This window comes from Streptomyces sp. NPDC091272, from assembly GCF_044757485.1.
In the GTDB taxonomy this organism is placed as follows: Bacteria; Actinomycetota; Actinomycetes; order Streptomycetales; family Streptomycetaceae; genus Streptomyces.
This window is the reverse complement of the sequence record NZ_JBIVVC010000007.1, coordinates 302,726-315,232: the sequence shown is the minus strand read 5'-3', so window position 1 is coordinate 315,232 and position 12,507 is coordinate 302,726. Positions and strand designations below refer to the sequence as shown.

Below are 12,507 nucleotides of genomic sequence, written 5' to 3'. Positions count from 1 at the left end.
CCGGGCCCGTCCGGCGGTGAGGTCAGCCGCGGCCGGTGCGGGGCTCGGCGCCGGGCGCGGGGGCGTCGTCCGAGGTGCGCAGGTCCGAGTTGTTGGTGAGGATCTCGGCGGCACGCGGCGAACGGCCGTCGGAGTGACGCCGCTCGCCCCACCGGCCGCCCGGGGGCAGCGCCGCGTCGGACGTGGCGACCTTGGGGAGGGAGTACGGGTGCTTCTCGAACAGCCAGGCGACCATCTGCTCGCGGACCGTGCACCGTACCGTCCAGATGTCGTCCGCGTCCTTCGCGGTGACCACTATCCGCACCTCGACGGTGTTCGGGGTGGTGTCGGTGACGGCCAGACTCCAGTCGCGGCCGTCCCAGGAGGGCGTGTTGGCGAGGATCTCCCGGAGGTGCTCGCGCATCAGGGGGACCGGCGCGCTGTGGTCGAGCTGGAGGAAGACCGTGCCGGTCATCTGCGCGCCGCCGCGCGACCAGTTCTCGAACGGCTTGCTGGTGAAGTACGACACCGGCATCGTGATGCGGCGCTCGTCCCAGGTCCGTACGGCCAGGAAGGTCAGGGTGACCTCCTCGACCACGCCCCACTCGCCGTCCACGACCACCGTGTCACCGATCCGCACCATGTCGCCGAACGCGATCTGGAAGCCCGCGAAGAGGTTGCCGAGCGTCGACTGGGCGGCGACACCGGCGACGATTCCGATGATTCCCGCCGAGGCCAGCATCGACTTCCCGATGGCCTGCATGTTCGGGAAGGTCATGAGCATGGCCGCCACCGCGACCACACCGACGACCGCAGTCACGATCCGCATGATGAGCGTGACCTGGGTGCGTACCCGGCGTACGCGGGCTGCGTTGCGCGACTGCTGGGACGCGTAGCGCGCGTACGTCGACTCCACGACGGTGGAGGCGACCCGCACGATCAGCCAGGCCGTCGCGGCGATCAGGACGAGGGACAGGACCTGCCCGATGCCCTGCTCGTGGTCCTCGACGAGCTTGAGCTGGGTCTGGTCGTACGCCCCGCGGAGCAGTGCGGTGAGCAGGACCACCATCAGAGGTGGCCGGCAGCGGCGCAGCAGCCCCCACAGCGGGGTCTCGTGGTGGCGGGCGTCCGCCCGCCGCAGGACGATGTCGACGACCCAGCCGAGAAACAGCGTGAGGACGACCGAGCCGCCCAGGACGATCAACGGGCGCAGTACGTTCTCCATGACTTCGTGACTCCGGCACAGCTGGCAGGATTGCGGAATGGACATCATTCTTTTCCACTCCGTCTACGGTCTGCGCCCGGCCGTGCACGCGGCCGCGGAACGGCTGCGTGCCTCCGGGCACCAGGTGCACGTGCCCGACCTCTTCGAGGGTCAAACGGTGGACACCGTCGAGGAGGGCCAGGCCGTCCTGGAGCGGATCGGCCGCGAGGAGCTGCTGCGGCGGGCAGTGGTGGCCGCGGCCCCGCACTCCGACAAGGGCCTGGTGTACGCCGGTTTCTCCTGGGGCGGGGCCGTCGCGCAGAACCTCGCCCTCGGTGACGAGAAGGCCAGGGGCCTGCTGCTCGTGCACGGCACATCGGACCTCGCCGAGGACGCGTCGGTCGACGAGCTGCCCGTACAGCTGCACGTGGCCGACCCCGACCCGTTCGAGTCGGGCGACTGGCTGAACACCTGGTACCTCCAGATGCAGCGGGCCGGCGCCGACGTGGAGATCTACCGCTACCCGGGCGCGGGACACCTGTACACGGACCCCGAGCTGCCGGACTACGACCACAGGGCGGCCGAGCAGACCTGGAAGGTCGCGGTCGGTTTCCTGGCCACGCTCTGACGGCTCACGGGCGGGTGCAGCGGCCCTTCGGGCTGCTCGCGGGCGGGCTGCACAGGTACACCCGGTCCGCGGCGTCGTGGCTGATCCAGCGGCCGACGCACTGGTTCGCGGTCAGCCGGCCGCTCAGGGCGCAGTTCGCGAGGGCCGCTTGGCCGCTCCGGTAGGGGCCGGGTGCGTAGATCACCCAGTAGCCCGGCCGCAGCGACGCGTAGTCGCTGCTGCGCAGCACCAGCGCCTGGGGGACCTGGGCCCGGACCGCCCGCAGCCTGCTGTCCAGCGCGCTCCGTCCCGAGGAGACCGGCTCGGAGTGCAGCTGCGCCACCCAGGTGCCGGCCGGGCCGGCCGGTGGGGCGGCGGGCGAGGACGGCTGCCGGGACCCGGGGCCCGTGGGGGCGCTCGGGGACGGGCCGCGGCCCGGCGTCCCCGACGTACGGGCGGGTGCGGAGGACTCCGGCGGCCGGTCGGCCGGCGCCGAGGAGTGCGGGGCGCGGGAGCCGCCGGGCGTGCCGGAGCCGCCCGGCGCGCCGGAGTTGGCGACGGTGGCGCCCGGGTCTGCCGGGTTCTCCCTGGCCAGCAGGTACGTGCCGGCGCCGACGAGGGCCAGCGCCACGACCGCGCCCGCGACGGCGAGAGCCCGGCGCCGTACCCGGGCGGAGTCCGGCCCGGCGCCCCGGGCGGGCCCCTGGTGGGGCAGTGGCGCCCCCACCGTCGGCGCATACGGGGTCGGGTACGGAGTCGCGTGCGCAGCCGCGGGTCCGGGCGCCGGTGCGGGCGGGGGCAGCGGCGCGTCCAGCACCGTGGGGTCCGGGGAGCCGGCCGGCCACCGGCCCTGTTCGGCCGCCGCCAGGAGGGTGTCGAGCCGGGCCCCGTCCGGGCGTGCCGCCGGGTCGCGGACCAGCAGCGCGGCCAGTACGGGACCGAGCGGCCCGGCCAGCCTCGGCGGCGGGACCGGATCGTCCAGCACCGCCGCCAGGGTCGCCAGGGTGCTGCCCCGCCGCATCGGACTGAGCCCCTCCACGGACACGTACAGCAGCATGCCCAGCGACCAGAGGTCGGCGGCCGGGGAGTCGGCGACGCCCCGGATCCGTTCGGGGGCGATGTACTCGGGCGAACCGATGAACTCGCCCGTCATGGTCAACGGGGAGGCGTCCACGAGTGCGGCGATGCCGAAGTCGGTGAGGACCGCGGTCCCGTCGGGGCGCAGCATGATGTTGGCCGGTTTGACGTCCCGGTGGTGGATTCCCGCAGCGTGCGCGGCACGCAGCCCGGCGAGGACGCCGCGCCCGATGCGGGCGGCCTCGCGGCAGTCGAGCGGGCCCGCGTCCAGCCGCTCCTGGAGGCTGTGGCCCGGGAGCAGCTCCATCACCAGCCAGGGGTGGGCACCGGCCGCCTGCCCGTCGGCCGTCTGTCCATCGGCCGTCTGTCCATCGGCCGGTCGCGTCCCGGCGGGGTGTTCACCGTCCACGATGTGGTGGATCGTCACCACGTTCGGGTGGTTGATCCTGGCCAGGGCCCGTGCCTCGCGCAGTACGCGCATCCGCAGGTTGCGCGAGGCGGTGGGGTCGGCTGCGGCCAGGGCGGGGTCCGGCGGGCGCACCTCCTTGAGGGCGACGTCGCGGTGCAGGGCGAGGTCGCGGGCCCGCCACACGGAGCCCATACCGCCGCTGCCGAGCAGTTCGAGCAACTCGAAGCGCCCGTCGACGATCCGGCTCCGGCTGCCCGGCCCGCCGCCCTGCCCGTCCCCGCCCTGTCCGCCACCGCTGTGGCCGCCCCCGTGCATGAGGTTCAGCGTAGGCGCTGGGGCACCCGCTCCACCCGCCGAGTTTCCGAACGCGTCCGGTCACTTGTCAGGCGGGCGGGCGGGCGGGGCTGGGCGCGAGGGCCGGGCGGGCCGTCGTCAGGCCCACGGCACCCGGGCCGGGCGGGCCGCCGTCAGGCCCACGGCACCCGGGCCCGTCCGCCGTCAGGCCCGCAACACCCGGGCCGCCCCCCCCCGTCAGGCCGCCAGTGCCTTGTCCAGCGCGGCCTTGAAGTCGGCCGGTGCGACGGGGGCGCTCTCGGTGCCCTCCTTGACGACCGCCTTGCCGTCCATCTTCAGGCTCGGGGTGCCCTTGATGCCGCTGGCGTCGAACTTGGCCGACATCTTCAGCGCCCACGCGTCGTAGGTGCCGGCCTTGACCGCGTCCTGGAACTTCTTGTTGCCCTTGAGCGCCGGGACCTGGTCGGCGACCTTGATCAGGTAGTTGTCGTCGGCGAACTTGTCGACGCTCTCCTCGGGGTGGTTGGCCTGCGAGTAGAGCTTGCCCTTGTACTCCAGGAACGCCTCGGGGCTCACGTTGAGCGCGGCGCCCAGCGCGCTGGTCGCGTTCTTGGAGCCCTCGCCGCCCGCCATGTTGTCGATGAACGTGGCGCCGATGTACTGCACCTTGTACTTGCCGGCGTCGACGTCCTTCTTGATCTGCTCGCCGTTCGCCTGCTCGAAGCCGGCGCAGCTCGGGCAGCGCGGGTCCTCGTACATTTCGAGGGTCTTCTTCGCGGACGCCTTGCCGACGACGACCGTGGTGCCGTTCTCGCCCGTGGCGTTGGCCGGCTTGGTCACCGTGGCGGACTCGGCGGCCTCCCACGCCTCCGGCTTGTTGGCCTGGACGACGAAGTAACCGACACCGCCGGCTATCGCGAGGACCGCCACGACCGATCCGGCGACGATGATCTGCCGCTTCGTCCTGTCCTTTTTGGCCTGCCGCTCGCGCTCCGCCTTCAGCCGCTCGCGGGCCGCCTGCTTGTTCGCCTGGTTGTTGCGTGCGCTCATGATCTTTTCCTACTCCGTGGGTACTGGACTGCCGGGTGGGGCCGACCGCGCCCAGGGGCGGGCCCCGGGGTCAGACGGCGAGGACGAACCCGGCGGCGGGCGGCCCGCGCCGGCCCACGCAGTGCACGAGCAGCCGGTTGCGCAGCGCCTCGGCCGCGTCCCGGCAGCGCGCGGAGCGCCCGGCGCGCCGTACCGGGGCGGTGAAGGCACCCGCCACGGACGCGACCGCGAGCAGCAGCGGCCGGAAGGCGGACACCGCGGCCGTACGGAACAGGCCGGCCAGGGCCGCCTCGCCGCGCCGCAGCCACAGCGCGGCCAGCAGCCCGACCGAGACGTGCGCCCCGAGCAGCAGCCACGGCAGCGCGGGGTCGGGCGAGGCGAGCAGGACGGAGAGGCGCTCCTTGGCCCCGGCGTGCACGAAGGGGGCGCCGACCGGCGTCCCGCCGCAGAGCACGTCGAGCCCGAAGGAGCGCAGCGCACCGGCGACGGGGCCGCCGGAAGGCCCGTAACAGACGTGCTGTCCGGTGGTGAAGAGGGTGTCCGCCGCCAGTTCCAGCGGTACGAGCAGGGCGGCGATCGGGCCGAAGCCGCGTTCGCGCCCCGCGAGCGCGTACGCCAGGGCGAACACGGCGGCGCCGAGCGCGGCGACCGTGACCGGCGGCAGCGGAACTCCGGACAGCAGCACGTGCGAACCCACGGACAGCGTCACGACGAGTGCCGTGAAGAGTGCTGCCCGCAGGGTGCGAAGCGGAGTCCTGGATATACCCATCGCCAGTGAGTGTGCCACGGCCGTCCGTAAGGAGCTTCTAAGGGCTAAAGACCTGTGATGCGACCGTTGCGGAACAGGTCCACGAAGATCTGGTGGTCGGCCCGCGCCCGCGCGCCGTAGCTGTGCGCGAAGTCGACCAGCAGCTCGCCGAAGCTGTCCTCGTCGGCGGCGATCGCCGCGTCGATGGCCCGCTCGGTGGAGAACGGCACCAGGGAGTGGCCGCTCTCGTCGTCGGCCGCCGAGTGCATGGTGGCCGTGGCCCGGCCGAGGTCCGCGACGACGGCGGCGATCTCGTCGGGCTCGTCGATGTCCGACCAGTCGATGTCCACCGCGTACGGCGACACCTCGGCGACCAGCTGCCCCTGGCCGTCCAGCTCGGTCCAGCCCAGCCACGGGTCGGCGTTCACCTGGAGGGCGCGCTGCGAGATGACCGTGCGGTGGCCCTCGTGCTGGAAGTAGTCGCGGACGGCGGCGTCGGTGATGTGCCGGGAGACGGCCGGGGTCTGGCCCTGCTTCATGTAGATGATCACGTCGTTCTCCAGGGCGTCGCTGTTGCCCTCCAGGAGGATGTTGTACGAGGGCAGCCCGGCCGAGCCGATGCCGATGCCGCGCCGCCCGACGACGTCCTTCACCCGGTAGGAGTCGGGGCGGGTCAGCGACGACTCGGGAAGCGTCTCCAGATAGCCGTCGAAGGCGGCGAGGACCTTGTACCGGGTGGCGGCGTCGAGGTCGACCGCCCCGCCGTCGGAGGCGAAACGACGTTCGAAGTCGCGGATCTCCGTCATCGAGTCCAGCAGTCCGAACCTGGTCAGCGAGCGGGCCACCCGCAGCGCGCCGAGCAGCGGGCCGTCCGCGGTGTCCAGCGTGAAGGGCGGCACCTCGTCGTTCTTGGCGCCGGTGGCGAGCTGGTGGACGCGCTCGCGGTAGGCCGCCGCGTACACCCGCACCAGGTCGCCGATCTGCTCGTCGCCGAGCGCCTTCTGGTAGCCGATGAGGGCGATCGAGGCGGCGAAGCGCTTGAGGTCCCAGGTGAAGGGGCCGACGTACGCCTCGTCGAAGTCGTTGACGTTGAAGATCAGGCGGCCTTCGGCGTCCATGTAGGTGCCGAAGTTCTCCGCGTGCAGGTCGCCGTGGATCCATACCCGGGAGGTCCGCTCGTCCAGGTAGGGGCCGCCGTTCTGCTCGCGGCCCTGGTCGGCGTAGAACAGACAGGCGGTGCCCCGGTAGAAGGCGAAGGGGGACGCCGCCATCTTGCGGAACTTGACCCGGAAGGCGGCCGGATCGGCGGCCAGCAGCTGCCCGAAAGCGGTGTCGAACACGGCGAGGATGTGCTCGCCGCGCTGGGCGGCATCTGTCTGCGGAACCGACATCGCCGGAGCCTCCTGGTGCATGACGTACAAGCGCGTACGGGACAAGTGGGGCAGGTCTGCTGACCTGTCCAACGCACGACCGTACCCCCGAGTGCCCCGGGGGACTGTCAGTCGCCCGAAGTAGACTTCCGTCCTCGTCCGACCCTTCCGTCACGACCGTCGCACCGGAGGCCCCAGCCGTGCCCAAGCCGCCCTTTACGCACCTGCACGTACATACCCAGTACTCGCTGCTGGACGGTGCCGCGCGGCTGAAGGACATGTTCGAGGCGGCGAACCAGATGGGGATGTCGCACATCGCGATGTCCGACCACGGCAACCTGCACGGGGCGTACGACTTCTTCCACACGGCGCAGAAGTCGGGCGTCACGCCCATCATCGGCATCGAGGCGTACGTCGCCCCGGAGTCCCGGCGCAACAAGCGGAAGGTCAAGTGGGGCCAGCCGCACCAGAAGCGCGACGACGTCTCGGGCTCCGGCGGCTACACCCACAAGACCATCTGGGCGGCGAACAGCACCGGGCTGCACAACCTCTTCCGGCTGTCCTCCGACGCGTACGCCGAGGGCTGGCTGACGAAGTGGCCGCGGATGGACAAGGAGACCATCGCCAAGTGGTCGGACGGCCTGATCGCCTCCACCGGGTGCCCCTCCGGCGAGGTGCAGACCAGGCTGCGGCTCGGCCAGTTCGACGAGGCCGTGCAGGCGGCCTCCGACTACAAGGACATCTTCGGCGAGGGGAAGTACTTCCTGGAGCTGATGGACCACGGCATCGAGATCGAGCGCCGGGTCCGCGACGGGCTGCTGGAGATCGGCAGGAAGCTAGGCATCCCGCCGCTGGTCACCAACGACTCGCACTACACCTACGCGCACGAGGCGACCGCGCACGACGCCCTGCTCTGCATCCAGACCGGCAAGAACCTCTCCGACCCCGACCGCTTCCGCTTCGACGGCACCGGCTACTACCTGAAGTCGACCGAGGAGATGTACGGGATCGACTCCTCGGACGCCTGGCAGGAGGGCTGCGCCAACACCCTCCTGGTGGCGGAGCAGATCGACACCACCGGCATGTTCGAGAAGCGCGACCTGATGCCGAAGTTCGACATCCCCGAGGGCTTCACCGAGGTCACCTGGTTCCGCGAGGAGGTCAGGGCGGGCATGGAGCGCCGCTACCCGGGCGGCGTCCCCGACGACCGGCAGAAGCAGGCCGAGTACGAGATGGACATCATCATCTCGATGGGCTTCCCGGGGTACTTCCTGGTGGTCGCCGACTTCATCATGTGGGCGAAGAACCAGGGCATCGCGGTGGGCCCCGGGCGAGGTTCGGCGGCCGGCTCGATCGTGGCGTACGCGATGGGCATCACCGACCTCGACCCGATCACCCACGGGCTGATCTTCGAGCGGTTCCTCAACCCCGAGCGCGTCTCGATGCCCGACGTCGACATCGACTTCGACGAGCGCAGGCGCGTCGAGGTGATCCGGTACGTGACTGAGAAGTACGGCGCCGACAAGGTCGCCATGATCGGCACCTACGGAAAGATCAAGGCGAAGAACGCCATCAAGGACTCGGCCCGCGTGCTCGGCTATCCGTACGCGATGGGCGACCGGCTCACCAAGGCGATGCCCGCCGACGTCCTGGGCAAGGGCATCGACCTCTCCGGCATCACCGACCCGACGCATCCGCGCTACAGCGAGGCGGGCGAGATCCGGGGGATGTACGAGAACGAGCCGGACGTCCGCAAGGTCATCGACACCGCGAAGGGCGTGGAGGGCCTGGTCCGGCAGATGGGCGTGCACGCGGCGGGCGTCATCATGTCCAGCGAGCCGATCGTCGACCACGCGCCGATCTGGGTTCGGCACACCGACGGCGTGACCATCACGCAGTGGGACTACCCGCAGTGCGAGTCGCTCGGCCTGCTCAAGATGGACTTCCTGGGCCTCAGAAACCTCACCATCATGGACGACGCCGTCAAGATGGTGCGGGCCAACAAGGGCATCGACCTGGAGATGCTCGCCCTGCCGCTGGACGACCCGAAGACCTTCGAACTGCTCTGCCGCGGTGACACGCTCGGCGTCTTCCAGTTCGACGGCGGCCCGATGCGCTCGCTGCTGCGCCAGATGCAGCCCGACAACTTCGAGGACATCTCCGCCGTCTCGGCCCTCTACCGGCCGGGCCCGATGGGCATGAACTCGCACACCAACTACGCCGAGCGCAAGAACGGCCGCCAGGAGATCACCCCGATCCACAAGGAGCTCGAAGAGCCCCTGAAGGAGACGCTGGGCCTCACCTACGGCCTGATCGTGTACCAGGAGCAGGTGCAGAAGGCCGCGCAGATCGTCGCCGGGTACTCGCTGGGCGAGGCCGACATCCTGCGCCGCGTGATGGGCAAGAAGAAGCCCGAGGAGCTCGCGAAGAACTTCGTCCTCTTCCAGGAGGGCGCGAAGAAGAACGGCTTCAGCGACCAGGCCATCCAGGCGCTCTGGGACGTCCTGGTCCCCTTCGCCGGATACGCCTTCAACAAGGCGCACTCCTCGGCGTACGGCCTGGTCACGTACTGGACCGCCTACCTCAAGGCGAACTACCCCGCCGAGTACATGGCGGCCCTGCTCACCTCGGTGAAGGACGACAAGGACAAGTCGGCCGTCTACCTCAACGAGTGCCGGCGGATGGGCATCAAGGTCCTCCCGCCGAACGTCAACGAGTCGGAGTCCAACTTCGCCGCCCAGGGCGACGACGTGATCCTCTTCGGCCTCACCGCCGTGCGCAACGTCGGTCAGAACGTCGTCGACTCGATCATCCGGATGCGCAAGGCGAAGGGGAAGTACTCCTCCTTCCCCGACTTCCTGGACAAGGTCGAGGCCGTCGTGTGCAACAAGCGCACCGTCGAGTCCCTCATCAAGGCCGGCGCCTTCGACGAGCTGGGGCACACCCGCAAGGGCCTCGTCGCCCACCACGAGCCGATGATCGACAACGTGGTGCAGGTCAAGCGCAAGGAGGCCGAGGGCCAGTTCGACCTCTTCGGCGGCGGCGAGGAGGACAGCAGCGAGCCCGGCTTCGGGCTCGACGTGGAGTTCTCCGACGTCGAGTGGGAGAAGTCGTACCTGCTGGCGCAGGAGCGCGAGATGCTCGGGCTCTACGTCTCCGACCACCCGCTCTTCGGCCTGGAGCACGTGCTGTCCGACAAGGCGGACGCCGCCATCGCCCAGCTCACCGGCGGCGAGCACGCGGACGGCGCGGTCGTCACCGTCGGCGGCATCATCTCGTCCCTCCAGCGCAAGATGACCAAGCAGGGCAACGCGTGGGCGATCGCGACCGTCGAGGACCTCGCGGGCTCCATCGAGTGCATGTTCTTCCCCGCCACGTACCAACTGGTGTCCACCCAGCTCGTCGAGGACACGGTGGTCTTCGTCAAGGGCCGGCTCGACAAGCGCGAGGACGTGCCGCGGCTGGTGGCGATGGAGCTCCAGGTGCCCGACCTCTCGCAGGCCGGCACGGACGCCCCCGTCGTGCTCACCATCCCCACCGTCAAGGTGACCCCGCCGATGATCAGCAAGCTCGGGGAGATCCTCACCCACCACCGGGGGAACACCGAGGTGCGGATCAGACTGCTCGGCGCACGCAGGACGACGGTGCTGCGGCTCGACCGGCACCGGGTGACCGCCGACCCCGCCCTCTTCGGTGATCTGAAGGTGCTTTTGGGACCGAGCTGTTTGGCCGGTTGACGCCGCCCGCGGCCGATCGCGCATTTCCCCTCGGCCGCGCCGCGCGGTTTCCCGCTCTCCTCGGGATGCGGATCACCCTGCGATATGCGAGAAGGCGCGCTCCCTGTGCACGGGGAGCGCGCCTTACTCATGTGTACTCAGCGGTGATCAGTTGTGGCCGAACCGGCGCTGGTGCTTGCGGGCCACGTCGGCCGGGCTGCCCTGCGCGGGGGACTGCACCTGGGACTCGGCGTCGAAGGAGCTGGTCTTCTCCGCCTGCTGCGAAGCCCGGTCCTGCTGCGAGGGCTGCTTACGGCCGCTGTTCTTGTTCTTGGCCATGGGATTGCCTCCTGAAAGGTCTAGGTGCCAGGGCCGGGACCAGACTCACACGCCAGGACATAGCTCGCATTTTGGATCATTGCGGTGTGTAATCGGACGCCATCAGGAGTAATCCGGCACAACTTCCGCGCGAACTTCGCCCCTCGCCACGCCGATGATCGAGTTCCGGCCGTTAAGCCCCGCGAGGTCGGGCAGACTCGATGGAAACCCGTATGCCTCTCGACCCTTGCCCTTTGTTTTCGAGTTCTTCCGCGTTTTTCGAAAGAACTCAGTTCCGAACAATTTCCGAGGTTCCTGAAAGAGGGTGGAACGCGTGGACCGTTGCGTCGTCCTGGTGGACGCCGGCTATCTGCTGGGCGCCGCCGCGAGTCTGCTGGCCGGGGAGCCGGCCCGCTCGCGCATCACCGTCGACCATGCCGCTCTCATCCAGGGTCTGCGCGAACGGGCCGAGGCCGACACGCAGCAACCGCTGCTGCGGATCTACTGGTTCGACGGGGCCCCAGACCGGGTGCCCCAGCCGGAACACCGTCGGCTGCGCGTGATGCCCCGGGTGACGGTGCGCCTGGGAGCACTGACCCGCAGCGACGGCCGCTGGGCGCAGAAGGGCGTCGACGCGGCCATGCACGCGGAACTCACCGAGCTGGCCAGAAATCGCGCCTGCTCCGACATCGTGCTGGTCACGGGCGACGGTGATCTGCTACCGGGTCTGATGTCGGCCAAGGAGCACGGCGTGGCCGTCCACCTGTGGGCGGTGCAGGCGGCCGACGGCGACTACAACCAGTCCGAGGACCTGGTGGCGGAGGCCGACGAGCGCCGGGTGCTGGACCGGGTGTGGATCACCAGGGCAGTACGGGCCAAGGAGTACGGCGGCGTGTGCGCCCCGCCGCCTGCGCCGCGCCCGGAGATCGCCGCCATCCTGTCCGCCCCGCTGCCGGAGTCCGCGCTGGCCGCCCAGGCGGAGGCGCAGGCCCGCGTCGAGGCGCAGGCGAGGGCCGAGGCCCAGCATTCCGAGACCGTCCACGACGGCGCCGCCACCCCCGAGCACCCCACCCTGGGCGGCGCCCCGGCCCCCGCCGGAGCCGTCGCCAAGGGCGTCCCCACCCCGAAGGACCTGGCCGGACTGCGCGGCCCCGGCACCCAGCCCGCCCCGCACCCGCCGCACGCCCCGCACCCCCCGGCCGGCAGTGCGACCCTGCGCTGGTCCTCCGACAAGGGCTGGGTGGAGCGGCCGGGCGGCGGCGCCCTCGGCGAACCGCCGGAGACCGCCTCGCTGCCCACCCTCGCCCAGCTCACCAGCGCCGAACAGCGGTGGGCCGACCGCGAGGAGGACATCACCACGGTCGGCGGCGACCCCTTCGAGGTGGGCCAGGTCTTCGCCCGCCGCTGGATGGAACGGCTGCCCGAACCCGGCCACACCCAGAAGCTGTCCACGATGTACCCGCGCATCCCGCACCGCATCGACGGCGAACTGCTGCGGTACGCGGCGAGGTTCGGCCTCCTCGCGCACAAGGACGACCAGATCGACGAGCACGACAGGTACGCGATCCGGGCGGGCTTCTGGCGCGAGATCGACGTCCAGGCGGCGGCGGAACACGTGACGGTCGCGGACTGAGCCGCTCCGAATGGCTCCGGCCGGGCCGGCGGGCGGAGGGCCCCGGCGCCCTCGTGGGCCCCGGGACCACGTAGGCTCGTCCCTCGTGAGTACGGGCAAAGC

Annotated in this window: 9 protein-coding genes; 3 read left to right on the top strand and 6 right to left on the bottom strand. The window is 70.8% G+C overall.

Annotated features, from left to right (window positions below; all coding sequences use genetic code 11):
• Window positions 1–22: 22 nt before the first annotated feature.
• The gene (locus tag ACIQM4_RS21610; RefSeq protein ID WP_401593849.1) at window positions 23–1,204 is read right to left on the bottom strand and encodes a mechanosensitive ion channel family protein; all 1,182 of its coding nucleotides are present in this window, start codon (window positions 1,202–1,204) and stop codon (window positions 23–25) included.
• A 37-nt stretch (window positions 1,205–1,241) separates the two neighbouring features.
• Between ACIQM4_RS21610 and ACIQM4_RS21605 the strand changes: the two genes are divergently transcribed.
• A complete protein-coding gene (locus ACIQM4_RS21605) occupies window positions 1,242–1,811 on the top strand; it encodes a dienelactone hydrolase family protein (RefSeq protein ID WP_401593847.1) in 570 nt (189 codons plus the stop codon).
• 4 nt (window positions 1,812–1,815) lie between these two features.
• Here the strand turns inward: ACIQM4_RS21605 and ACIQM4_RS21600 are convergent, their stop codons facing one another.
• From ACIQM4_RS21600 to ACIQM4_RS21585, 4 genes are all read right to left on the bottom strand, one after another.
• Window positions 1,816–3,591 carry a serine/threonine-protein kinase gene (locus tag ACIQM4_RS21600; RefSeq protein ID WP_401593844.1) on the bottom strand — a complete coding sequence of 592 codons (1,776 nt, stop codon included), beginning with the start codon at window positions 3,589–3,591 and terminating at the stop codon, window positions 1,816–1,818.
• A 216-nt stretch (window positions 3,592–3,807) separates the two neighbouring features.
• Complete coding sequence (locus tag ACIQM4_RS21595; protein WP_401593841.1) at window positions 3,808–4,620, bottom strand: thioredoxin domain-containing protein; 813 nt, start codon at window positions 4,618–4,620, stop codon at window positions 3,808–3,810.
• Window positions 4,621–4,690: 70 nt separating this feature from the next.
• Window positions 4,691–5,389, bottom strand: coding sequence for a hypothetical protein (locus tag ACIQM4_RS21590; protein WP_401593838.1), 699 nt, complete (start codon window positions 5,387–5,389; stop codon window positions 4,691–4,693).
• A 44-nt stretch (window positions 5,390–5,433) separates the two neighbouring features.
• A complete protein-coding gene (locus ACIQM4_RS21585; RefSeq protein WP_401593835.1) occupies window positions 5,434–6,759 on the bottom strand; it encodes a DUF2252 domain-containing protein in 1,326 nt (441 codons plus the stop codon).
• 179 nt (window positions 6,760–6,938) lie between these two features.
• Here ACIQM4_RS21585 and dnaE point away from each other — a divergent pair, with 179 nt between their 5' ends.
• Window positions 6,939–10,475, top strand: coding sequence for a DNA polymerase III subunit alpha (gene dnaE / locus ACIQM4_RS21580; RefSeq protein ID WP_401593832.1), 3,537 nt, complete (start codon window positions 6,939–6,941; stop codon window positions 10,473–10,475).
• Between the two features lie 147 nt (window positions 10,476–10,622).
• On the opposite strand, the gene ACIQM4_RS21575 is transcribed toward dnaE, so the two are convergent.
• Window positions 10,623–10,793 (bottom strand): hypothetical protein, encoded by a 171-nt coding sequence (locus tag ACIQM4_RS21575; RefSeq protein ID WP_401593829.1) that lies wholly within the window; start codon window positions 10,791–10,793, stop codon window positions 10,623–10,625.
• A 304-nt stretch (window positions 10,794–11,097) separates the two neighbouring features.
• Between ACIQM4_RS21575 and ACIQM4_RS21570 the strand changes: the two genes are divergently transcribed.
• On the top strand, window positions 11,098–12,405 hold the full coding sequence (locus ACIQM4_RS21570) for an NYN domain-containing protein (protein WP_401593826.1): 1,308 nt from the start codon (window positions 11,098–11,100) through the stop codon (window positions 12,403–12,405).
• Window positions 12,406–12,507 lie beyond the last annotated feature (102 nt).

Excerpts from the sequence above, each read along its gene's own strand:
- ACIQM4_RS21590 (WP_401593838.1), bottom strand. The coding sequence starts at position 5,389 with ATGGGTATATCCAGGACTCCGCTTCGCACCCTGCGGGCAGCACTCTTC.
- ACIQM4_RS21595 (WP_401593841.1), bottom strand. The coding sequence starts at position 4,620 with ATGAGCGCACGCAACAACCAGGCGAACAAGCAGGCGGCCCGCGAGCGG.
- ACIQM4_RS21575 (WP_401593829.1), bottom strand. The coding sequence starts at position 10,793 with ATGGCCAAGAACAAGAACAGCGGCCGTAAGCAGCCCTCGCAGCAGGAC.
- ACIQM4_RS21605 (WP_401593847.1), top strand. The coding sequence starts at position 1,242 with ATGGACATCATTCTTTTCCACTCCGTCTACGGTCTGCGCCCGGCCGTG.
- ACIQM4_RS21585 (WP_401593835.1), bottom strand. The coding sequence starts at position 6,759 with ATGTCGGTTCCGCAGACAGATGCCGCCCAGCGCGGCGAGCACATCCTC.
- ACIQM4_RS21610 (WP_401593849.1), bottom strand. The coding sequence starts at position 1,204 with ATGGAGAACGTACTGCGCCCGTTGATCGTCCTGGGCGGCTCGGTCGTC.
- ACIQM4_RS21600 (WP_401593844.1), bottom strand. The coding sequence starts at position 3,591 with ATGCACGGGGGCGGCCACAGCGGTGGCGGACAGGGCGGGGACGGGCAG.